Source organism: Blautia sp. AF19-10LB, assembly GCF_003461245.1.
Lineage (GTDB): Bacteria > Bacillota > Clostridia > Lachnospirales > Lachnospiraceae > Blautia_A > Blautia_A intestinihominis.
The window spans coordinates 155,039-177,810 of the sequence record NZ_QTWS01000002.1 but is presented as its reverse complement, the minus strand read 5'-3'; the positions used below and the strand labels follow the sequence as shown (position 1 = coordinate 177,810).

General features: G+C 44.0%; 19 protein-coding genes. 18 read left to right on the top strand and 1 reads right to left on the bottom strand.

Translation table 11 applies throughout. The features are described 5' to 3' along the window. Positions 1 to 181: 181 nt before the first annotated feature. The 7 genes from DWX28_RS02660 to DWX28_RS02630 all read left to right on the top strand — a co-directional run bounded on the left by DWX28_RS02660 (position 182) and on the right by DWX28_RS02630 (position 8,835). Positions 182 to 1,681, top strand: a complete 1,500-nt coding sequence (locus DWX28_RS02660) for a sugar ABC transporter ATP-binding protein (RefSeq protein ID WP_173905253.1) — start codon at positions 182 to 184, stop codon at positions 1,679 to 1,681. Continuing rightward, positions 1,678 to 2,655 (top strand): ABC transporter permease, encoded by a 978-nt coding sequence (locus DWX28_RS02655; protein WP_022214821.1) that lies wholly within the window; start codon positions 1,678 to 1,680, stop codon positions 2,653 to 2,655. The genes DWX28_RS02660 and DWX28_RS02655 overlap by 4 nt, the downstream gene beginning before the upstream one ends. Before the next feature lie 38 nt (positions 2,656 to 2,693). After that, entirely contained in the window at positions 2,694 to 3,746 is a 1,053-nt protein-coding gene (locus DWX28_RS02650) for a substrate-binding domain-containing protein (protein WP_022214820.1), read from the top strand. Positions 3,747 to 3,857: 111 nt separating this feature from the next. After that, positions 3,858 to 4,844 (top strand): Gfo/Idh/MocA family protein, encoded by a 987-nt coding sequence (locus DWX28_RS02645; protein WP_022214819.1) that lies wholly within the window; start codon positions 3,858 to 3,860, stop codon positions 4,842 to 4,844. A 29-nt stretch (positions 4,845 to 4,873) separates the two neighbouring features. After that, complete coding sequence (locus tag DWX28_RS02640) at positions 4,874 to 6,409, top strand: xylulokinase (protein ID WP_158565271.1); 1,536 nt, start codon at positions 4,874 to 4,876, stop codon at positions 6,407 to 6,409. A 23-nt stretch (positions 6,410 to 6,432) separates the two neighbouring features. Then, positions 6,433 to 7,560, top strand: coding sequence for an alcohol dehydrogenase catalytic domain-containing protein (locus DWX28_RS02635; RefSeq protein WP_022214817.1), 1,128 nt, complete (start codon positions 6,433 to 6,435; stop codon positions 7,558 to 7,560). A gap of 117 nt (positions 7,561 to 7,677) precedes the next feature. After that, positions 7,678 to 8,835 carry an iron-containing alcohol dehydrogenase gene (locus tag DWX28_RS02630; RefSeq protein WP_022214816.1) on the top strand — a complete coding sequence of 386 codons (1,158 nt, stop codon included), beginning with the start codon at positions 7,678 to 7,680 and terminating at the stop codon, positions 8,833 to 8,835. Positions 8,836 to 8,939: 104 nt separating this feature from the next. Here DWX28_RS02630 and DWX28_RS02625 read toward each other — a convergent pair whose 3' ends face one another. Then, positions 8,940 to 9,908 carry a sugar-binding transcriptional regulator gene (locus DWX28_RS02625; RefSeq protein ID WP_022214815.1) on the bottom strand — a complete coding sequence of 323 codons (969 nt, stop codon included), beginning with the start codon at positions 9,906 to 9,908 and terminating at the stop codon, positions 8,940 to 8,942. A gap of 373 nt (positions 9,909 to 10,281) precedes the next feature. Between DWX28_RS02625 and DWX28_RS02620 the strand changes: the two genes are divergently transcribed. The 11 genes from DWX28_RS02620 to thrS all read left to right on the top strand — a co-directional run bounded on the left by DWX28_RS02620 (position 10,282) and on the right by thrS (position 22,693). Beyond that, the gene (locus DWX28_RS02620) at positions 10,282 to 11,784 is read left to right on the top strand and encodes an FGGY-family carbohydrate kinase (RefSeq protein ID WP_118251674.1); all 1,503 of its coding nucleotides are present in this window, start codon (positions 10,282 to 10,284) and stop codon (positions 11,782 to 11,784) included. Positions 11,785 to 11,808: 24 nt separating this feature from the next. Then, positions 11,809 to 13,317 carry a sugar ABC transporter ATP-binding protein gene (locus DWX28_RS02615; protein WP_022214813.1) on the top strand — a complete coding sequence of 503 codons (1,509 nt, stop codon included), beginning with the start codon at positions 11,809 to 11,811 and terminating at the stop codon, positions 13,315 to 13,317. Next, positions 13,314 to 14,261: an ABC transporter permease gene (locus tag DWX28_RS02610; protein WP_022214812.1), complete on the top strand. Its 948-nt coding sequence runs from the start codon at positions 13,314 to 13,316 to the stop codon at positions 14,259 to 14,261. The genes DWX28_RS02615 and DWX28_RS02610 overlap by 4 nt, the downstream gene beginning before the upstream one ends. A gap of 70 nt (positions 14,262 to 14,331) precedes the next feature. Beyond that, a complete protein-coding gene (locus tag DWX28_RS02605; protein WP_118251672.1) occupies positions 14,332 to 15,336 on the top strand; it encodes a substrate-binding domain-containing protein in 1,005 nt (334 codons plus the stop codon). Between the two features lie 100 nt (positions 15,337 to 15,436). After that, positions 15,437 to 15,661, top strand: coding sequence for an HPr family phosphocarrier protein (locus DWX28_RS02600; RefSeq protein WP_022214810.1), 225 nt, complete (start codon positions 15,437 to 15,439; stop codon positions 15,659 to 15,661). 120 nt (positions 15,662 to 15,781) lie between these two features. After that, positions 15,782 to 16,570, top strand: a complete 789-nt coding sequence (gene tpiA, locus DWX28_RS02595; protein WP_158565270.1) for a triose-phosphate isomerase — start codon at positions 15,782 to 15,784, stop codon at positions 16,568 to 16,570. A gap of 171 nt (positions 16,571 to 16,741) precedes the next feature. Further along, positions 16,742 to 17,392 (top strand): deoxyribose-phosphate aldolase, encoded by a 651-nt coding sequence (gene deoC / locus DWX28_RS02590; protein ID WP_334290848.1) that lies wholly within the window; start codon positions 16,742 to 16,744, stop codon positions 17,390 to 17,392. A 33-nt stretch (positions 17,393 to 17,425) separates the two neighbouring features. Then, positions 17,426 to 18,490 (top strand): galactitol-1-phosphate 5-dehydrogenase, encoded by a 1,065-nt coding sequence (locus tag DWX28_RS02585; protein ID WP_022214807.1) that lies wholly within the window; start codon positions 17,426 to 17,428, stop codon positions 18,488 to 18,490. 22 nt (positions 18,491 to 18,512) lie between these two features. Further along, positions 18,513 to 18,791, top strand: a complete 279-nt coding sequence (locus tag DWX28_RS02580; protein WP_022214806.1) for a BMC domain-containing protein — start codon at positions 18,513 to 18,515, stop codon at positions 18,789 to 18,791. A 130-nt stretch (positions 18,792 to 18,921) separates the two neighbouring features. After that, a complete protein-coding gene (locus DWX28_RS02575; protein WP_243002302.1) occupies positions 18,922 to 20,316 on the top strand; it encodes an aldehyde dehydrogenase family protein in 1,395 nt (464 codons plus the stop codon). A gap of 415 nt (positions 20,317 to 20,731) precedes the next feature. Further along, the gene (gene thrS / locus DWX28_RS02570; protein WP_118251667.1) at positions 20,732 to 22,693 is read left to right on the top strand and encodes a threonine--tRNA ligase; all 1,962 of its coding nucleotides are present in this window, start codon (positions 20,732 to 20,734) and stop codon (positions 22,691 to 22,693) included. The last annotated feature ends 79 nt before the right edge of the window (positions 22,694 to 22,772 follow it).

The following is a 22,772-nucleotide window of genomic DNA, read 5'->3' as shown; positions in this document are numbered from 1 at the left end:
GATACGGTGAAAATCACCAAAAACATTACTGTTTTTTTGCTTTATAAAAACAAAAATGACAAACAAAAACCAAAAGTGGAAGATAGATTAAAGTGGTCAGCCTGCTATAATTTGATTAACAAAAACGAAACGGAAAACAACATGAGCAACAGAAGAAAAGTGAAATGTATGGGGTGTGAGTATGGAAACTATTTTGGAAATGAAAAATATTTCTAAACACTTTTCCGGTGTAAAAGCTCTGGATAAGATCCAGTTTGATCTGAGAAAAGGAGAAATCCATTCACTTCTCGGAGAAAATGGAGCCGGAAAGTCAACCATGATAAAAATTCTTGCGGGAATTCATACACCGACAGAAGGACAGATTTTTATCAATGGAAAAGAAGTAAAAATTGAAAAAGTAAGTGATGCAAAAGAACTTGGAATTTCAGTTATTCATCAGGAACTGAGTCTTGTTCCATATATGACAGTTGCAGAGAATATTTATCTCGGCAGGATGCCATCCAAAAAGAGTGGATTTGTAGATGACAGGAAACTGGAAGCAGATGCTTATAAAGTTCTGGAAAGACTGGGCGTTCAGGATGTGATCCACGTAAATGATTATCCGGCAAATCTGACAGTAGCACAGCAGCAGATGGTAGAGATCGCAAGAGCACTCTCGGTTGACAGCAAGATCCTGATCATGGATGAGCCGACAGCATCTCTTACCGAGCGTGAGACAGTACAGCTTCTTGAATTTGTTCAGATGCTTAAGAATCAGGGAGTTGCAATCATTTATATTTCACATCGTATGGATGAAGTATTCCAGATCTCAGACAGGATTACGGTGTTCCGTGATGGACAGTACATAGCAACCAGGAATATTGGGGAGGTAACTTACGATGATGTGATCCGTCTCATGGTTGGACGTGAAATGAAAGATGTTTATCCGGAAGTAAACCTGACAAAAGGCAAAGAACTTCTGAGAGTGGAACATCTGGATGATGGGAAATTTCTCAAAGATATTTCATTTGAACTGCATCAGGGTGAAATCCTTGGCTTCTACGGTTTGGTGGGAAGCGGCAGAACAGAGATTATGAGGTATTTGTTCGGTGTGGATAAAGGAGCTGCTTACAACGCATGGCTGGAGGGCAGAGAGTTTAAAGTATCAAATCCAAAGGAAGCAATTGAAGCAGGTATTATTCTGGCACCTGAGAGCAGAAAAGAACAGGGTCTGGTTCTCATACAGGATATTCGGTTTAATACAGTTCTGGCGATTCTGGACAAACTGATCCACGGAGTAAAAACAGACAAAAAGCAGGAAACAGAGATCGTAGAAAAATATATGAAAAAAATGCGGACAAAAGCAACTTCTGCAGCGCACATTACAGGGCAGTTATCCGGTGGAAATCAGCAGAAGGTTGTTCTTGCAAAATGCCTGGCTACCAACCCGAAGATTCTGATTCTGGATGAACCGACAAGGGGAATTGATGTAGGGGCAAAATTTGAGATCTATAAAATGATCACAGAGCTGGCAGAAGAAGGGGTAGGAATTATTTTCATATCATCAGAACTTCCGGAGATCCTGAATCTTTCAACAAGAGTGATTACAATGCATGAAGGACAGAAGACAGGTGAACTGGCAAGAGAAGAACTGTCAGAAGAACTGGTATTAAAATATGCAACAGGAGGTGCCAACAAATGACAACAAAGAAGGAAAAAATCTCCGGAGGCGTTCCAAAAAATCCGGTTATGAAGTATTTATACCTGAATAAAGGCATTCTGGCAGGAGCACTGGGAATCTTTCTCGTATTTGGATTTCTGACAGAATTTAAATTCTGGGGAAGAGCAAATGTTATCAATATTTTAAGAATCACCAGTCTTGACAGTATTGCAGCATTTGGTGTAACGCTCATCATTATCACAGGTGGTATCGACCTTTCTGTTGGTGCTCTGATGGCATGTGCAAGTACCTATTGTGCACTCCTGATCTCCAATGGTTTGCATCCAGCAGGTGCACTTCTGGTAGGTGTTCTGATCGCAACTGTGTTTGGTGCAATAAACGGTGGAATCGTTGCAAATACAAAAATTCCACCATTTATTGTAACTCTTGGAACCATGAACATTGGACGAGGAATTGCCTACACCTGTTCTGCAGGTACACCGATTCGTATTTCCGGTGATTTCGGAGAAATCGGAAACGGATATTTAATGAATACGATTCCATATCCGATTATCTATACAGCTGTTATTCTGGCAATCACTTATGTTCTGCTCAATAAGACAAAGTTTGGCCGTGAAGTATATGCAATCGGCGGAAATGCAGAAGCTGCCAGATTCTCAGGAATCAACAGCAAAAAAGTTATCTGGATCGTATATACATTTGCTGGATTTTTGTATGGTATCTATGGTGTTATCTCCTGTTCCAGACTGTACAGTGGACAGCCGACACTTGGACAGGGCTCAGAGCTTACTGCAATTGCAGCTGCAGTTGTAGGTGGAACCAGTATGAGTGGTGGTGTTGGAAGAATCGGAGCCACTTTTATCGGCGCACTGATCATGGATCTTTTAAGCAGTGGACTGAATTTCATGAACGTGCCGTTCTACTGGCAGTATGTGTGTCAGGGCGTTGTAGTTCTCGGGGCAGTATTCGTTGATCTTCAGATAAAGAAAAAATAAAAAATTAATATAAAAAACAAACAAGGGAGGATTCAAGGATGAAAAAAAGGTTAGTAGCAGTTTTAATGACAGCAGCAATGGTATGCAGTATGGGAAGTGTGTCCGCAGTATCAGTATTTGCAGAAGAAGAGACCGCAGAAGCCGCAGGGGATGAAGATGTGGTTTATGTAGACCCTCTTGAAGCGGAAGATGGACTGCCGTTTGCTGCTACCGAACTGAGCAAAGGCAAAACAATCGGTGTTTCTGTACAGACACATGCAAATGCATTTTTCCTCGCAGAGATCGACGGTGTTAAAGCTACACTGGAAAAAGGCGGTATTGATGCAGAAGTGATTGCACCTGACCCGGCAAATGATATCAACACACAGGTAGAGGATATCACACAGATGGTTGCCAGAGGCGTAGATGTTATTTTTGTAGATGCTCTTGACAAAGATGGAATCAAACCTGCACTGCAGGAAGCAGAGAGAGCTTCCATTCCTGTAATTGCGATTGATTCCAACGTAGAAGATAAAGATCTGATCGCATCTATTGTAGAATCTGATAATGTGGCAATGGGAAAAATGGCAGCGCAGACACTTTGTGATTCCATTGACGGCGAAGGTGAGATCGTAGTTATCAACTGGTCAACACTTCAGGCAGTACGTGAGCGTGTAGAAGGTCTTAAGTCAGTGATCGAGGAGTCTTATCCGAATGTAGAGATCGTAGCAGACCAGGATGCTTTTGGTGTAGTAGAAGATGCACAGAGTATTATGGAATCCTTCCTTCAGACTTATCCGGATGTAAAGGGAGTTTTTGCAATCAACTCTCCGACAGCACAGGGTGCAGCGGCAGCAATCAAGGCAGCAGGTCTGGAAGGCAAGATTTCTGTAGTAGATATCGATGGTGCACAGAATGATATCGATATGATCAAAGAAGGACAGATCCTCTGCTCACCGGTACAGTTCCCGAAGACGATCGCAAACAAAGCAATGGAATGTGCAGAACTTATCTGGGCAGGAAAAGAAGATGAGGTTGCAAAACATTACTATGTAAGCGGCGACAACATCACAGAAGAAAATCTCGACCAGTATGACGGAAATACATACTAAAGGAAATCCTGCATTAATTAAATATAGTTTCAGGTAAAAGAGAAAAGCACTGCAGGATAACGAGAGAATGTTATTATGTGGTGCTTTTCTGAATAAGGGGTGCTGAAAGATATGGCAGTAAAAACAAAATGGGCGATTATCGGGACAGGATATATCGCGAATCAGTTTGTATCCGGGATGCGTGCAGTGGAGGATGCGATTCTGGAAGCTGTTGTTTCCAGAAGTGAAAATTCAGGCAAAAAATTTGCACAGAAATATGGTTGTGAAAAAGTCTACACAGATCTGAAAACAATGCTGGATACAGAAAAAATCGATATCGTATATCTGGCAATTCCGAATTCCTGTCATTTTGAATATATTATGGAGATTCTGGAAAGAGGAATCCCTGTACTGAGCGAAAAACCAATGGTTGATAATGGAAAGCAGCTTACGCAGGTTTTGAACAAAGCAAAAGAAAAGAATACATTCCTGATGGAAGGCATGTGGACGAGATGTTTTCCGGCAGTCATACAGACAAGAAACTGGATCAAAGAAGGACGGATCGGAAAGCCACTGACAGTCCGTGCCGGCTTTGATATCAAACCGGATATTGATGACTGGCAGCCCTGGAAAGCCGGAATCAAATATGCAGCAGGTGCACTTCGGGATGTTGGAATTTATTCTCTTGGAATGGCGTATCTGGTATTCCCGGAAGGCCCACAGAAGATTTATTCCAATATGAAATCAAACGGAGAGGTAGATGAATGTTTCCAAATGCTTCTCACGTATTCAGAAGGCAGAGCAGCAATACTGAGCGGAGCATTTAATCAGATAGGAAATGCAGAAGTGGAGATCGTAGGAGAGGAAGGCAGGATCCTGATAGGACCGGAATTCTGGCATCCGACCACGGCAAAGCTGATTTTAAACAATGGAAAAAAAGAATGTTTCAGTGAGGAGTACTGTGAAACAGGATTTCAGTATGAAATACAGGAAGTTATGAAATGTCTGGAACAGGGAAAGAAGGAGTGTCCGCATTTCACCTGGAAAGAGTCGATCGCAATTGGAGAACTGATAGAAAAGACCCGAAAAGAATGGGGAATCCTTTATGCATCAGACTGACGCACAAATTCAGAAAGGGCAGATTGAGTATGAAAGAAATATTATTAATGGCGGTTGACCTTGGTACAAGCTTTATCAAAGCAGGGGTTTACAATACAGAAAGTCAGTGCATTGCAATTGAGATGGAACCTGTGAAAGACTACCGTCCAAAGCCGGGAGTTTTTATTCAGAAAGGAGAAGAACTTCTTGCATCGGTAATTGCGTGCATGAAAAAAGTCGGAGAAAAAATCGGTGACAGAAAGAAGAATATCGCAGCGATTTCTTTTACCGGACAGATGTCAGGATTCATGGGAGTTGATAAAGACTGGAATGATATCACAACCTGGTCCTGTTCCCTGGACAGCCGTTATATGCCATATGCAGAGCGGCAGATGAAAGAATTAAAAGATGAGTTCCTGAGAGTCGGAGGAACCAACTTTCCACAGATGGCACCAAAGGTAGAATGGTTCCGCAGCGAATATCCGAAAGAAAGCGAAAAGATTGCGAAGTATCTGATGATCAGTGGCTATGTAATCGGAAAACTGGGCGATATCTCTACAGAAGATGCAGTAATGGACAGATCGTTTACAGAGTGGACAGGACTTGCAGATGTGCAGAACGACCGTTGGTCAGATGAAATCTGTGATGCGATCCATCTGGACCAGAAATATCTTCCGAGAATCGTAAATTCAAATCATATCTGTGCACATCTGAACAAAAAAATGGCAGCAGAGTTAGGGTTTACAGAGGGAATTCCGCTGGTTTCCGGTGCAGGTGACAAAGTAGCAGGATGCCTGGGGGCAGGAATTGTGGACTATGGTGATACGATTTTTGAAGCTTCATCTTACGGCGAAGTCAGCACCTGTGTACCGGAATATCGACCGGATATGGAAGAACGCAGACTGGATGTTCTGCCATCGGCGATTCCAGGTGACTTCTATGCGACACACTTTGTTGCAGGTTCAGGAATTACACTGGACTGGTTTATGAACACTTTTGTGAAACACGAAGGAATCACTTCCAAAGAGATGTTTGCACAGATGGAAGAAGAAATGAAAAACATCCCGCCTGGATGTGACGGACTGATGGCGATCGGACTCCTTGGAGGAAATTCCATGCCATCTGATGGTGCACTTCGTGGAATGTGGATGGGATATGACTGGAGCCACAGCAAAGCGCATTTTTACAAAGCTCTGATTGAAAGCTTTACTTATGATTTTACGTTATGTATGAACAGCATTGAGAGACTGTATCCGGAATATACGATTGATCTGGTCAAAATTATAGGAGGCGGTGCAAAATCACCGGTCTGGACGCAGCTCAGTGCAGATATCCAGAACAAAAAGTATACGACCATCAACAGAGATGACGTGGCAATGTGGGGCGTATCCATTCTCGCCGGAAATGCAATTGGTGTATTTGGAGATCTTAAAGAAACCGCAAAGAAATTTGTAAGCAGCAAGACAATCTACACACCAGATCCGGAGAATGGAAAACGGTATTATAAATACATGAGTCTGTATAAGAAATATGTGACAGAGCTGCATGATTTCTATAAGAGGATCCAGGATCTTGCGAATGAATAAAGGCTGACAGGAGGAACGGAGAAATGAGTTTGACAAAATCACAGGTAGAATCTATTGTACGGAATACAATTACAGAATATGTATCAGAAACAACTGTTTCCGGCAAAATGAAAGCATATGTGATGAATGAAGAAAGAAAAATGGTGATCAAAGAGATGCCGGAACCAGTTCCGAAAGCAGATAACATGATTGTAAAAATTAATTATGCATCTATCTGCGGAACCGATTTCAGAACTTTTATGAAAGGCAATGCCAAAATTACCCCACCGAGGATCATGGGACATGAATCGGCAGGAGTTGTAATACATGTCGGTGCGTATGCAGAAGGAAAAGGATTCAAAAAAGGAGACCGTGTAACGGTAGCACCGGCAGTAGGATGCGGCAAATGCTGGTCCTGCCAGACCGGTCACACCAATATGTGCGATTCTCTTAAGACATTTGGTTTCCAGTATGAAGGTGCTTTTGCAGAAAAAATGGAAATTCCGAAGCACGTTATTGATATGGGAAATGTGATCAAAATTCCGGACAGTGTTTCTGATATGTCAGCAGCACTTTCTGAACCGGCAGCATGTGCATTTAACGCACAGACCTATCTGAATATTCAGCCAGATGATTATGTAGTCATCTATGGAAGTGGATACATTGGCTGTATTCATGCAGAACTTGCCCGTCTTGCAGGTGCATCCAAGATTATCATGGTAGAAATTGCAAAACCAAGAATTGAGATTGCAAAGAAAATGATTCCGGACATTATCGTAATCAATCCGAAGGAGCAGGACACTGTAGAGGAAGTGAAACGAATCACGAACGGAAGAGGCGCAAATGTTGTAATCACAGCACTTTCTGTTCCGAGTGCCCACACAGAAGCACAGATCATCGCAGCCAAGAGAGGACGAATCAGCCTGTTCGGTGGAATTGCAGGCGACGGAAAAGGATATCTGGACAGTAATCTGATTCATTACAAAGAACTTTCCATTCATGGTGTTCATGCAACTACCGCAGGAATGATGAAAGAAATCATCAGATATGTGGAAGAGGGGAAACTGAACCTGGAAAAATATGTAACAGATGTCTATGATCTGAAGGATATTTCAGAAGGCTTCCTGGCAATCAGAGACAGAAACGCAATGAAAGTACTGGTTCACCCATAATCTTCCGATAAATATTGACTTTTTTAAAGCAATATGATACTCTGAATCAAGAACGAAAGTTACTTAATGCGTATCATTTGTTCATAGAAAGGCTTAGGATGAATGGAGGAAGTCAATATGAACTACAAAGAATTGTACCAGCCTGCACATACCATCATTGGTAAGGGCTGCATTCAGGAGATACCAAGATATATCGATACCATAGCCGGAAATAAGGCGCTGGTCGTTACGGATGAGGGATTGTATAAGATTGGTACAGTGAAGAAGGTAACAGATGTTTTGGATCGTGCCGGTAAACCGTATGCGCTGTATACCGGAGTTAAGCCAAACCCGACCGTATCCCTGGTCAATGAGGCGAAGGCAGTTTACGACAGAGAGGGATGCGACTACTTGATCGGAATCGGAGGCGGTTCCCCGCTGGATGTATCTAAAGCAATCAGTATCCTGGCAAAAAACGGCGGTAATATCGAAGATTACAATGGACTTGACAAATCAAAGAAATCCGGTGTTCCGCTGATCGCGATCAATACAACAGCCGGAACAGGATCAGAAGTTACCAGAGCATATGTAGTAACAGATGAAGTTCGTAAAGTAAAGATGCTGATGGTCGATGCACACTGCCTTTCCTATCTGGCACTGAACGACCCGGCACTGATGGTGGATATGCCGGCACCCCTTACCGCAGCTACCGGAATGGATGCTCTGACCCATGCGATCGAAGCCTATGTTGCGAAGTCGCATTTTCCGTTTACTGACGGTCTGGCACTTGAAGCAATCGGACTGGTAGCCAAATCCCTGCAGAAAGCCTGCGAAAATGGACGCGACATGGATGCAAGAACAGATATGTGCTGGGCAGAATATATGGCAGGGCTTGCTTTTTCCAATGCAGGACTTGGCATGGTACATGCGATGGCTCATCAGCTTGGTGGATTTTATAATACACCGCATGGAGTTGCAAACGCGATCCTCCTTACACACGTAATGAAATTCAATCTCCCTTCCTGTAAGGAACGCTATGCAGATATTGCACGTGCACTCAAGATCAATACAGCACATATGACACCAGATCAGGCAGCAAATGCAGCAATCACCTATATTGAACAGCTTGCAGAAAGAATACATATCCCGAAATTATCAGAGACTGCATTCAAACCGTCGGATGTGCTGACACTTTCTCTTCATGCACTCGAAGATACCGGAATGCCGGAGAATCCAAGAGAAGCAACCCTTGTAGATGTACAGAAAGTGTTCATGGACGCATACTACGCAAAATAAATAAAAAAGACAAACAGGAAATGCCCCCTGCATTCAGTTTGAAATGCAGAGGGCATTTTGCTGTTTGATACATATCGAAAAGACAACTAAAGGGAACTGGCAGTCTATACAGCATCGGCACAGAGCTGCTCATCCTTGCTGAGAACCCACTGTGCAGTCTCTTCATTTGTGATCAGGACATTGACGATCTTACCCTTAAGTGCACCGAGGATACAGTCTACTTTGCTGAGACCCTGGGCAACACCGATCCGGTATTTCTTATTTCGGATATCCTCAAGCGGGACAGCGGCTGTGCGCTGATCCAGTTCCTGATCGCAGATATTTCCGTTAATATCAATGAGATGTGTACAGATATCGCCGACTGCACCTCTGGCAGAAAGTTCATCCATCTTGTCCTGGCTGATGTAGCCGGTATGTACAAGTGCACTCTTAGGTCCGAAAGAACCCATAGTCACGAGTGCGATGTTGGCATCACGCCCATACTGGAAAACTTTGCCCATGTTGTGATCCTCCTCCAGAAGATCACGCATTTTCCTGGAATCGAGAACTGCCGGCATCGGAAGGATAAAAGAAGAACTTCCGAGAGCGGTAGAAAAATTCTGGGCGATCTCTGTTGCAAAAACGTTCTTGTTCAGATTGCTGACACCACCGCAGAGCTGGACATTGATGATATCACGAAGATCATCTCTGCGGATCAGTGCCTTGGAACATTCGTAAACAGTGGCACCCCAGGAAAGGCCAATGATATCACCATCCTGAAGAATGGTATCAAGATACCTGGCTGCTTCCAGTCCAAGCCGGGAAAGGGATGCAATTCCCTCGGACATCGGAACGATCCGGACTTTCTCCAGACCGAAATGCTCACGAAGATTTTTCTCCAGAGGAGTTTCGATGCTTAAGGGGTCTATTACCTGAACCTTGACAATACCATTCGATTTGGACTCGTTCAGGAGTTTGGAAATATATGGACGGGAAAGTCCAAGTTTCTTCGCGATCATTTCCTGACTGTAATCATTCTCGTAATAAAGTTTAGCCACTTTAACAAGCAGCTCAATTCGTTTGTAATCTGGCATAAGCTGTGTTCTCTTTCTTTTTCATAATATTTTCGATAGTTCTACTTACTGCGAGTATAACACAAATTGTTCTGTATCGCAATAAGGCTTTTGTCAATTTATTGTCAAAATATTCGCTAAAAAGAAAACTATTGGCTGAAATGACGAACGAAAATGCAAGAAAAAAATGTTTATAATGCAAAATAGAAATAAAACAAATTATTAACGAGCAAAAAATGGATAAACTCCCAAAAAGTGATTGACAATATCAAAATCGTATAGTAATATTCAATTATAAACAAACGATACAAGTGCAGTAACAAATGTTCATAGTAACAAATGTAAGAACAAAAGAAAATAGAAAATTCCGATTTTATTAGCGCGGAGGTTAAAGATGGAAGCTTATTTTATGGGGATAGACACCGGAACTCAGGGCGTGCGGATTGGAATCAGCGATACCAGAGGAAAACTGATCTTTGAGAAGGAACAGAAATGGGAGACAGAATTTCCAAAGGTTGGATGGGCTGAACAGAATCCGTTGAACTGGTGGGAAGCTGTCAACGGAATTTTTGAACAGATTGCACACACATTGGATTCTGAGATCCGACAGAATATCAGAGCCTGTTGCGTATGTGCTACCTCTACCACTGCTATTCCGGTAGATCAGGAAGGCCGCCCGCTCATGAATGCCATGATGTGGATGGATGCCCGGTCAAGAAAAGAAATGCAGGAGATCAACGATACCGGTCATCCGGTACTTGATTACTGTGGCAAGGAGACATCCTTCGAATGGATGATTCCCAAAGCACTCTGGATCAAGAGACACAGGAAAGATATTTATGATGTCTGTTACAGGATCGTAGATCAGCTTGACTGGATGAATTATCAGTTATGCGGGGAGTGGTCAAGTTCAATCTGCAATACAACCTGCAAATGGAATTATGTTTCTTCCATGGGCGGTTATCAGAGAGATTTTTTTGAGCAGATCGGTTTTGAAGATTATGAAGAAAAACTGACCATGCGGGTCGACAAGATTGGGGATCCGGTAGGAACCATTCGCCCGGAACTCAGTGAGAAATATGGCTTTTCCAGAGAAATGCAGATCGTGCAGGGCGGCATTGACGCCCATATGGCAATGTTTGGTCTGGATGTCCTGAAGCCAGGCAAGCTTGGCGTTATCATGGGAACAAGTTTCGTACATCTGTGTCTTTCTGATGAGAAACCAGATATGAAAGGTATCTGGGGACCTTACGATGGAGCAGTCCTTGATAATATGTGGCTCCTTGAAGGCGGACAGATTTCTGCCTCCGGACTGGTAAACTGGTTCCGGCATAATTTCCACATTCCGGAAAAGGACGGCAATCCATATGGAAACCTTCTGGGAATTCCAGATGAGATTCCGATCGGTGCAGACGGAGTTACCGTACTCGATTTTTTCCAGGGAAACCGTACACCATATAAGGATGCAATGGCAAAGGGCGTGATCTTCGGTCTGAACATCAAGCATACATGGAAACACATTTACCGGGCAGTTCTGGAATCTGTTTCCTACGGAACACAGAATATTATCCGAAACTTTGAAGAACAGGGATATCCGGTAGAATCCATTACAGCATGCGGAGGCGTAACCAAAGACCGCCGCTGGCTGCAGATGATCTCAGATGTTACCGGAAAACCGATCATTGTAAATGAAAATATACAGGCAGGTGTCCTTGGCTGCTGTGTTGTAGCGGCATCCAAAGGAAGATTCTACGATGATTTTCAGTCAGCAGCAGCCCACATGATAAAACCGAAATTTATTGTGGAGCCGGATATGCAGAACCACGAAGAATATCAGCCATATTTCCATAAATACCTGGAATTATATGAAAGCCTGAAAAATCTGATGCATCAATAAGCAGAGGCAAAGGAGGAGTACATAGTGCAGGAACGTGACAACATTCTGGAAATGCGAAAGATCGATAAGTTGTTTCCAGGAGTTAAGGCATTGGATGGAGTGGACTTTTCGGTAAGAAGAGGCGAAGTACACTGTCTGATCGGCGCCAATGGAGCCGGTAAATCTACATTGATGAAGATTCTTTCAGGAGCTTATGTAGAGGATGGCGGCGAGATCATTTTTGACGGTGAGAAACTCAAACCGCATGGAACACTGGAACGTAAGAAAAAAGGCATCTCCGTTATTTATCAGGAACTTTCTCTGGTAAATGAACTTACGGTAGGTGAAAACGTATATATCAACAATTACCCGAAGACAAAATTAGGAACTGTAGACTGGAAAGAGGTCTATAAGAAAACACAGGAAATTGCAGATGAGATGAACATGCAGATCGATGTCAAAGCCAAAGTCAGCAGCCTGAACATTGGCCAGAGGCAGATGACAGAGATCATGAAGGCACTTGCCAGCAATGCGAAGCTGATCGTTATGGATGAGCCGTCTTCAACGCTTTCCAAACGAGAGTTTGAAACACTGCTTCAGCTGATCAAAGACCTGAAAGCCAAGGGTATCACCCTGATCTACATCTCACATCATCTGGAAGAACTGTTTATGGTCGGAGACCGTATCACGATTCTCCGCGACGGCAAGTTTGTGGCCTGTCGTAACGCATCAGAGATCAACGAAGATCATCTGGTGGAATACATGACAGGAGCCAAAGTCAGCCAGAAAAACGAATATACAGAAGCAAAACCTCTGAATGATGAAAAAGTCCTCGAAGTAAAAGGGCTTACCAATCATAAAGTACGGAATATTTCCTTCGATCTTCATAAAGGAGAAGTTCTCGGACTGTATGGTCTGGTTGGTGCGGGCAGAACAGAAGTTATCCGTTCGATTTTTGGAGCAGACCCATACGAAAAAGGAGAAATCAAGCTTCATGGCAGACCGGTACATTTCAGACATACCGGTGAGGCGATCGCAAACAAGATCGGTCTGATCCCGGAGAACCGCAAGACACAGGGACTTGTCCAGATCCTTCCTGTCTGGGAGAACATGACAATGGTTGCACTTGACAAGTGCAAGAAAAATGGAGTCATCAACTATGGCGTGATCCGCGAAACCTGTGAACTTTATAAGAAGAGTCTCAATGTAAAAACACCGTCGATCAATACGGTGATTCAGAACCTTTCCGGTGGAAATCAGCAGAAGGTCATCATTGCGAAATGGCTGTTCCGTGACTGTGATATTCTTCTGATCGATGAGCCGACACAGGGAATCGACGTTATGGTAAAAGAGGAGATCTACAAGATCATCCGTAACCTCGCAGACGAAGGTAAGAGTATGATCGTGGTTTCTTCAGAACTGGATGAACTGCTTCGAATCTGTGACAATATCATTGTAATGTTCGATGGCAAAGAAGTTATGACTTCATCAAAAGAAAACTTTAATCCAGACAAAATTTTATCAGTATCTGTTACGGGGAGGAACGAATCATGAGAAAAGAACCTATGAAGATCGGCGATCTGCTTAAAAAATATAACTTACTGGTACTGCTGATCGTATTTATCGTTATTGCTTCTATATTATCACCAAATTTCCTGACAGTCGGGAATGTACTGAACCTCTTGCAGCAGGCATCAATACCGGGAATCGTAGCCATTGGTATGACCCTTGTAATCATCATCTCCGGTATTGATCTGTCTGTTGGATCTGTTGCAGCGTTTGCAGGAATGATCAGTGCGATCCTTGTAAGTAAAAATGTTCCTATTATTATAGCTGTACTTGCAGGTGTGGTTCTCGGAGCGGCACTTGGTCTTGTTACAGGTATCCTTATCGCCAAATTCGGACTTCCGGATTTCATTGCTTCCCTTGCAATGATGGAGATTGCCCGAGGTGCTGCCCTTCTGACTACACAAGGTGTCCCTGTTTTCGGACTTTCAAATGATTTCAAATTCATCGGCGGCGGTTTTATCGGCAAAGTATCTGTCAGCGGTATCATCTGGATCATTCTGACGATCTTCTTTGCATTGCTTCTGAAATATACATCCTTTGGCCGAAGCCTGTTTGCAATCGGCGGAAACCGTGAGGCAGCAACACTTTCCGGTATCAAAACAACAAGAAACTATGCGATCACTTATGTTCTCTGTGCAGCCCTGGCAGCGTTTGCAGGTGTTCTTACCGCATCCTGGCTGGCAACAGGACAGCCGACAGCAGGTGATGGAATGGAACTGAATGCGATCGCAGCATCCGTAATCGGCGGCGCCAGCCTTTCCGGTGGTATTGGTTCCATGCTTGGAACATTCGGCGGTGTATTCCTTCTGCAGATCATCACCAATATCTTTAACCTTGTAGGTCTTGCTTCTTTCTATCAGCAGATCGCCAAAGGTATCATTATCATCGCAGCTCTTCTTCTTAACAGAGCTATCGATGCAAAAAAATAACAGAATGATGAAGTACAAGGGGTGCTTATCATAATAAAAAAACTATATCATTTTAAAGGAGGATTTCAACATGAAAAGAAAAGGTTTCCTTGCAATTCTGACAGCAATGGCAATGATCGGGTCTATGGGAGTTTGCGTTTACGCGGCAGACGACGCTGCATCCACAGAAGATGTTCTGGCTGATTACACAGGAAAAGCAGATTACAAGATCGGCTTCTCACAGTGCACACTGGCTTCTCCGTTCTATGTAACCATGAAAGAAGTTGCAGAAGATTATGCAAAACAGCTTGGTGTTGATTTTGTCTGTGTAAGTGCGGATGATGATGTTACCAAACAGAACAACGATATCAACGACATGATCTCCAGTGGAATCGATGCGCTGATCCTGAATCCGATCAATGCAGAAGGTGTTGCTCCGGCAATCGAAGCCTGCCAGAAAGCAGACATTCCGGTTATCACCGTTGACCGTAATGTAAATGATGGAAACACCGCTTATGTAGGCCGTGACAACGAAGAGATGGGAAGACTCGTAGGAGAAGCTCTTGTAGAAGAACTCGGCGGTAAGGACAAGGCAGAAGGCAAGATCCTTGAGATTCAGGGAACAGCCGGTGATACCGTTATGATGGCAAGACGTGACGGCTTCGAAGCTGCGATCGCAGAAGCTCCTGGCCTTGAAGTAATCCAGTCCGCATACTGCGATTACACAAGAAGCAAAGCTGTTACAGCTGCACAGGACTTACTTCAGAGTAATGACGGCATCGTTGCTGTTTACGGACACAATGATGATATGTCCCTTGGAGCAGCTCAGGTTCTCGAAGAAAAAGGAATCGAAGGCGTTAAGGTAACAGGTGTAGACGGACTTATGGAAGCTGTTATGGCTATCCAGGATGGTAAATATTCCATCACAACCATGAATGACCCAGGTTCTCTGCTGAAAGTTGCTATGAACACAACTCTCAAAGTTCTGAATGGGGAAGATTATGACGAATTTGTAGATGCAGGTACTGGCGTTATTGACAGCAGCAATGTAGCCGATTATGTAGACGACAGCCTTGCTTTCGCAGCAATGAAATAATAGAAAATTTTGCAGGAAAAGGCTGGTCATGGATTTGACCGGCCTTTTTTGACCAGATTTTCTTTTATTAATAAATGTTATACACAGTAGGAGGAAGAACATGTACCGATTAATCAAACTGACAGAGGCAAATGACTTAAGAGACTTTATGAACCTTGCATGCAAATGCAGGAGTGATGTAGGTGTGCATACGGATCATAACCAGATCGCAGATGCGAAGTCAATTCTTGGCCTGATGGCACTGGACTACGATCAGCCAGTCAAAGTAGTTACTGAAGATGAGGATTTTTTGAAGAAGTTGGACAAATGGGCAGTTGACATGTAAGAACCTTTGTGCTAAGATAAGCACAGAAGTTACAAATGATATAAACACAGGAACATTTGTAAACTAATGCAAAAGGTGAATACAAAATTGCCTGCTTTTGTAAGGCAGGAAGGAGGATCTATGGAACAGAAGAATCTGGACCAGATCATCCGGGAGACAGTAGCCAGATATATGAACCGATCCCTGATCGTTGCAGGAAACTGGAAGATGAATATGACGGTCAGAGAAGGCATGGAATTTCTGGAGAAACTGGGACCGGTCGACGGTAAGGTAATGATCTTTCCGCCGTATACAACCCTGGCAGTTCTTGCAGGAGAGTTCCGTAAGAGAGGGATTATCTATGGACCGCAGAATTTCCACTATAAGGAAAGCGGGGCATATACAGGAGAGATTTCTCTTCCTATGATTAAAGAACTCGGCTGTGACTGTCTGCTGGTGGGACATTCCGAACGCCGCAGCTACTACAACGAAACGGATGAAGAGATTCAGAAGAAAATACAGGCGGCACTCAAAGAAGGATTTTCCGTAATGCTCTGCATCGGTGAAAATCTGGAAGAGAGAAAGAGCGGACAGTGGAAGAATGTATTAAGAAAACAGCTTGAGAAAGACCTGGAGGGACTTTCGACAGACAGGATTCCATACATACAGATCGCATATGAACCGATCTGGGCGATCGGAACCGGTGTAAGTGCTTCTACGGAAGAAATCACAGAAACACACAGATATCTTAAGGCAGTTCTTTCGGAACTCACCGGAAGCGATATCCCGCTTCTGTATGGTGGAAGTGTCAATGAGAAGAATGCCGCAGACATTGGAAGCTGCCCGGGAGTAGATGGATTCCTGATCGGAGGAGCCAGCCTGAAACCGGAGAAATTCCGAAAGATCATCGAAGTAAGTAAACGAGAGTAAGACCCTTGCAGAAGGGAGTTTACCATATACAAGCAATTACAAATGGAAAGTGAGGAATAAGCTATGGAGATGGAACAGTTAGTCAGTAAGATTACGACGGAGATTCTGAAAACTATGCAGAATCAGGGCGGAGTCAGTGCATCCTTTAATACAGCCGGAAGCGTAGCCGGAATGATCGACCACACACTGCTGAAACAGAATGCAAGTGAAGAACAGATCAAAAAATTATGCCAGGAGGCAAAGGAATATCATTTTTGTTCTGTGTGCGTAAACCCATGTTATGTTCCATTATGCTATGAGGAGCTTCGTGGAAGCGGGGTAAAAGTGTGTACAGTAATCGGTTTTCCTCTGGGAGCAACTACCACAAAATCCAAAATTTTTGAAGCAAACGAAGCAATAGAAAACGGTGCCAATGAAGTAGATATGGTAGTAAATGTCGGCAAGATCAAATCTGGAAACTGGCAGTTCGTAAAGAAAGATATCGCTGATCTTGTAACTGCCGTTCATGGAAGAGCCATCGTCAAAGTTATCATCGAAACCTGCCTTCTGACAGACGAAGAAAAAGTTCAGGTTTGCCAGATCGCCAAAGAAGCCGGTGCAGACTTTGTTAAGACATCTACAGGATTCTCCACAGGTGGAGCAACTGTTGAGGACGTTGCACTGATGAGAAAGACTGTAGGACCGGATATGGGAGTGAAAGCATCCGGCGGTGTCAGAGGACCGGAAGATGCAAAGGCAATGATCGCAGCAGGTGCAAACAGACTGGGAACAAGTGCCGGAGTTGCAATTGCAAAAGGTGAGACAAGCAAAAGTACATACTAATAAGTATAAGTAAGAAAAGGAGATGGCATATAAATGGCACAGAAAATGAGAGCGGTTCGTTTATTTGCTCCAAAAGATATCAGATGTGTGGAGGTAGACGTTCCTCATATTGAGAAAGATACACAGGTACTGATCAAAGTAAAAAGCTGCGGTGTTTGCGGATCTGATATTCCGCGGGTAATGGTAAAAGGAACTTACCATTTCCCGACAACGATCGGACATGAATTTGCAGGCCAGATCGTAGACTGCGGCGATAAAGTAAAGAATAACCTGACAGTAGGTGACAGAGTTTCCGTTATGCCTCTGATCCCGTGCGGCGAATGCCAGTACTGTAAAGTTGGACAGTCTCACCTCTGCGATCACTATGATTACTATGGATCAAGAAGAGATGGTGCCATGGCAGAATATGTAGTTGTAGAATCTGCAAACTGCCTGAAATTACCGGACAACGTAGATTATGAAGAAGGTTCCTTCACAGACCCTGTATCTGTTGGTCTCCACGCAGTTCGTAAATGCCGTATGGAAGCTGGCAAGACAGCAGCAGTTTTCGGACTTGGCGCAATCGGATTTATCTGTGTTCAGTGGCTCCGTGCACTTGGCTGCACAAAGGTTATCGCAGTAGATGTTGCAGACGATAAACTTGCACTTGCAAAACGTCTTGGCGCAACAGCTGGCGTAAACGGAATGAAGACAGACGCTGTGGCAGCGATCAAAGAACTGACAGGCGGTGAAGGCGTAGATATCGCAATTGAATTTGCCGGAAACAAGATCACACACGTTCAGGCGGTAGCATCCTGCAAGAAGAACGGTGAAGTTGTATACGGCGGTATTACATACGACGACGTAACTTATCCAAACAAAGTAATCCAGGCTATCCTTCGTGGTGAGCTTACCATCCACGGAAGCTGGAACTCTTCTATCAATCCACTGCCGATCAACGAGTGGAAGAGCGGACTTGAATTCATGAGCACAGGTCAGATGAATGTAAATCCACTGATCACACATCGTGTTCGTCTGGAGGACTGCAAAGAAGTATTTGAAATGATGTTCAACAGAACAGAAGTGTTCACAAAAGTATTATTCAAACCGGAAATGTAAGAGAGATTAGGAGGAGATCATCATGACACAGGAAGCATTAGGAATGGTAGAAACCAGAGGACTTACAGCAGCGATCGAAGCAGCAGACCAGATGTGTAAAGCAGCTAACGTTGCACTTGTCGGAACAGAAAAAATCGGATCCGGACTGGTAACAGTTATGGTTCGTGGAGATGTAGGAGCTGTTAAATCAGCCGTAGAGAGCGGAAGCGCAGCTGCATCCAGACTTGGTGAGTTAGTAGCAACTCACGTAATCCCAAGGCCGCACACTGACGTAGAAAAAATTCTTCCTACTGTAAAATAATCAAATAAAGAAAGACCGCGATACATGAGCGGCCGCTACGTCAAGCAGTTTTAAATGCCTCTGCCTGGATATTCCGGACAGAGGCGTTTTTAACAGAATAAAGAAGAATAAAGAAAGGAGAAAACGATCCATGGATGAGATCATGATCAAAAACATAGTCAGAGAAGTTCTGATGAAAACAAATCTGGATATTTCCTGTAAGAGTGACCAGGGTGTATTTGAGGACGTAAACGATGCAATCGATGCCGCATACATCGCACAGAGAGACTGGTACATGAATTACAAAGTAGAAGACAGACGCCGCATTATCGAGGCAATCCGTGTTGTGGCAAGAGAAAATGCCCCGATGTTCGCAAAAATGATCCACGAAGAGACCGGTATGGGACGTTATGAGGATAAGATCACCAAGAACCTTGCCGTTATCGACAAGACACCGGGTGTGGAATGTCTTGTAACAGATGCGATTTCCGGTGATTCCGGTCTTATGATCGAAGAACAGGCTCCGTTTGGCGTTATCGGTGCAATTACACCGTCTACAAATCCGACAGAAACCATCATCAATAACACCATCAGCATGATCGGCGGCGGAAATGCTGTTGTATTCAACGTACATCCGGGCGCAAAGAAAGTCTGCGCTGTCTGCCTGCAGATCCTGCACAAAACAATCGTAGAGAACGGAGGTCCTGCAAACCTCATCACCATGCAGAGAAAGCCGGATATGGAAGCAGTCAACAAACTGACTGCCAGCCCGAAGATCCGTCTGATGGTTGGTACCGGAGGCATGGGAATGGTAAATGCACTTCTTAAATCCGGCAAAAAGACCATCGGTGCAGGAGCCGGAAATCCTCCGGTTGTAGTAGATGACACTGCTGATCTTGACAAAGCAGCATCTGAGATTTACAGAGGGGCATCCTTTGATAATAACCTTCTGTGTCTGGCAGAAAAAGAAACCTTCGTTATGGACAATGTGGCAGATGAGCTGATCCGCAAGATGTGTGCCTGCGGTGCACATCTTATCACTCCGCAGGAGACAGAGCAGCTTCTCAAAGTTGTTTTCCTGGAAAAAGACGGCAAATATTCCGTAAACAAGAAATGGGTCGGCAAGGACGCTTCTCTGATTCTTGAAAGCATCGGAATCAAAGATGCAGACACCAGGCTGGTTCTCTGTGAAGTACCGCATGATCATCCATTTGTACTTGTAGAACAGCTGATGCCGATCATGCCGATCGTCCGCTGCAAGACTTTTGAGGACTGTGTAAAATATGCTGTAGTTGCAGAAAACGGAAACCGCCACACAGCATCCATGTTCTCCAAGAACGTAGACCATATGACAAGATTTGCAAAAGAAATCGAAACAACCATCTTTACCAAAAATGCAGCAACGCTTGTCGGTGTCGGAATCGGCGGTGAAGGTCATACGACTATGACAATTGCAGGACCAACCGGTGAAGGCCTGACCTGTGCAAGAAGCTTCACCAGAAGAAGACGCTGCATGCTGGCAGATGGCGGACTCCGCGTTATTTAAATCGGTCTTACCAAAAAACAAAATCACCCATTGACAAACGGAAAACGTGCGGATATAATGAACTACAGAATAAATAAGAAACACGTTGACGAGAAGAGTAAGCTGTGGAAGGCTCCAGAGAGGAATACATTTGCTGAGAGTATTTCAGCTGGAAGCAGTCGAAGACCATCTCCGAGTGGCCCTAATCCGGTCCGGTGATTCCGTTATCATCTTATAAGAGTGGCTGAGACTGCCGTATGACAGTTACAGCAAGCAGGGTGGAACCGCGAGTATCGTATGCTATGATCATATTCGTCCCTTACAGTGCAGAGATGTATTGTAAGGGACTTTTTTATTTATCAAATGAATCAGAAGTCAGCTCGTCCCTGTGGAAAAAACTTACAGATTTATTCAAACACAAAAGGAGTTCAAAACTATGATTATCACACTGAAAGACGGATCCAAAAAAGAATATTCCGAAGCAAAATCCATAATTGACATCGCTTATGACATCAGCGAAGGACTGGCACGCGCAGCATGTGCAGGAGAAGTAAACGGAGAGGTTGTAGACCTCCGTACAGTTCTTGACAGCGACTGCGAACTGAACATTCTGACAGCTAAGGACGGGAAGGGACTTGCTGTTCTTCGTCATACAGCTTCCCATGTACTTGCACAGGCAGTACAGAACTTATATCCGGAAGCCAAAGTTGCCATCGGACCTTCTATTGATACAGGATTTTATTATGATTTCGATCACGAGCCGTTCTCCCGTGAGGACCTTGATACGATCGAAAAAGAAATGAAGAAGATCATCAAAAAAGGCGCAAAGATCGAACGTTTCACCAAATCCAGAGAAGATGCGATCGCATACTTCAAAGAGAAAAACGAACCTTACAAAGTAGAACTGATCGAAGACCTTCCGGAAGATGCAGAAATCTCCTTCTATTCACAGGGAGACTGGACAGACCTCTGTGCAGGACCGCACCTGATGAGCGTAAAACCTGTCAAAGCATTCAAACTTCTTTCTTCTTCCAGCGCATACTGGAGAGGCAGCGAGAAAAACGCTATGCTGACACGTATCTACGGAACAGCATACGCTACAAAGGATGAGCTCAAAGAACATCTGGAGCAGATGGAAGAAGCAAAGAAACGTGACCACAACAAACTTGGTCGTGAGATGAAGATCTTCACAACTGTAGATGTGATCGGTCAGGGACTTCCGCTTATCATGCCAAACGGTGTTATCATGATGCAGGAACTGCAGAGATGGATTGAAGATGAGGAGACAAAACGTGGCTATGTAAGAACCAAGACTCCTCTGATGGCAAAGAGCGATCTCTACAAGATCTCCGGACACTGGGATCATTACAAAGACGGAATGTTCGTTCTCGGTGATGAAGAGACAGACAAAGAAGTATTTGCACTTCGTCCGATGACATGCCCGTTCCAGTACTATGTATACAAAGCAGAACAGCACAGCTACCGTGATCTGCCGCTGCGTTACGGCGAGACATCCACACTGTTCCGTAACGAGGATTCCGGTGAGATGCACGGCCTGACACGAGTTCGTCAGTTTACAATCTCTGAGGGACATCTGATCGTAAGACCAGACCAGATGGTAAAAGAATTCAAAGACTGTATCGCACTTGCACAGTACTGTCTGCAGGTACTTGGAGTTGAGGAGGATGTAACCTACCATCTGTCCAAATGGGATCCGAACAACAGAGAAAAATACATCGGTGATCCGGAAGTATGGAATGAGACAGAAGAAGATATTCGTCAGATGCTCGAAGAACTGAACATCCCATTCACAGAGGATGTCGGAGAAGCAGCTTTCTACGGACCAAAAGTCGACATCAATGCAAAGAACGTATATGGCAAAGAAGATACCATGATCACAATCCAGTGGGATGCACTTCTTGCTGAACAGTTTGATATGTACTACATCGACGAAAACGGTGACAAAAAACGTCCGTGTATCATTCATCGTACATCCATGGGATGCTATGAGAGAACACTTGCATGGCTGATCGAGAAATACGCTGGTATGTTCCCGACATGGCTGTGCCCGGAACAGGTTCGTGTAATCCCGATCTCTGAGAAATTCAATGCTTATGCTGACAAAGTAGAAGCACAGATGAAAGAAGAAGGAATCCGCTGCTCCGTTGACAGACGTTCTGAGAAGATGGGATACAAGATCCGTGAAGCTCGTCTTGAGAGAGTTCCATACATGCTCGTTGTTGGTGCAAAAGAAGAGGAAGAGGGCAAAGTTTCCGTAAGAAGCCGTTACCTTGGCGATGAAGGAATGAAAGACCTCGGAGATTTCATGAGCGCGATCAAAGAAGAGATCAAGAACAAAACGATCCGCAAGATCGAAGTTCAGGAAGAGAAAAAATAATAAATAACAAATGTTTTATCGAAAGAGAGGATGCGAAGTCCTCTCTTTCTTTTTGTTTTTTCTACGAAAATTTCATTAT

Bases quoted from the DNA above. Each gene is read 5' to 3' on its own strand.
- thrS (WP_118251667.1), top strand. From the start codon at position 20,732: ATGATTATCACACTGAAAGACGGATCCAAAAAAGAATATTCCGAAGCA.
- DWX28_RS02600 (WP_022214810.1), top strand. From the start codon at position 15,437: ATGTACCGATTAATCAAACTGACAGAGGCAAATGACTTAAGAGACTTT.
- DWX28_RS02605 (WP_118251672.1), top strand. From the start codon at position 14,332: ATGAAAAGAAAAGGTTTCCTTGCAATTCTGACAGCAATGGCAATGATC.
- DWX28_RS02660 (WP_173905253.1), top strand. From the start codon at position 182: ATGGAAACTATTTTGGAAATGAAAAATATTTCTAAACACTTTTCCGGT.
- DWX28_RS02620 (WP_118251674.1), top strand. From the start codon at position 10,282: ATGGAAGCTTATTTTATGGGGATAGACACCGGAACTCAGGGCGTGCGG.
- DWX28_RS02630 (WP_022214816.1), top strand. From the start codon at position 7,678: ATGAACTACAAAGAATTGTACCAGCCTGCACATACCATCATTGGTAAG.
- deoC (WP_334290848.1), top strand. From the start codon at position 16,742: ATGATCGACCACACACTGCTGAAACAGAATGCAAGTGAAGAACAGATC.
- DWX28_RS02645 (WP_022214819.1), top strand. From the start codon at position 3,858: ATGGCAGTAAAAACAAAATGGGCGATTATCGGGACAGGATATATCGCG.
- DWX28_RS02580 (WP_022214806.1), top strand. From the start codon at position 18,513: ATGACACAGGAAGCATTAGGAATGGTAGAAACCAGAGGACTTACAGCA.
- DWX28_RS02640 (WP_158565271.1), top strand. From the start codon at position 4,874: ATGAAAGAAATATTATTAATGGCGGTTGACCTTGGTACAAGCTTTATC.
- DWX28_RS02625 (WP_022214815.1), bottom strand. From the start codon at position 9,908: ATGCCAGATTACAAACGAATTGAGCTGCTTGTTAAAGTGGCTAAACTT.
- DWX28_RS02575 (WP_243002302.1), top strand. From the start codon at position 18,922: ATGGATGAGATCATGATCAAAAACATAGTCAGAGAAGTTCTGATGAAA.
- tpiA (WP_158565270.1), top strand. From the start codon at position 15,782: ATGGAACAGAAGAATCTGGACCAGATCATCCGGGAGACAGTAGCCAGA.
- DWX28_RS02650 (WP_022214820.1), top strand. From the start codon at position 2,694: ATGAAAAAAAGGTTAGTAGCAGTTTTAATGACAGCAGCAATGGTATGC.
- DWX28_RS02635 (WP_022214817.1), top strand. From the start codon at position 6,433: ATGAGTTTGACAAAATCACAGGTAGAATCTATTGTACGGAATACAATT.
- DWX28_RS02585 (WP_022214807.1), top strand. From the start codon at position 17,426: ATGGCACAGAAAATGAGAGCGGTTCGTTTATTTGCTCCAAAAGATATC.
- DWX28_RS02655 (WP_022214821.1), top strand. From the start codon at position 1,678: ATGACAACAAAGAAGGAAAAAATCTCCGGAGGCGTTCCAAAAAATCCG.
- DWX28_RS02610 (WP_022214812.1), top strand. From the start codon at position 13,314: ATGAGAAAAGAACCTATGAAGATCGGCGATCTGCTTAAAAAATATAAC.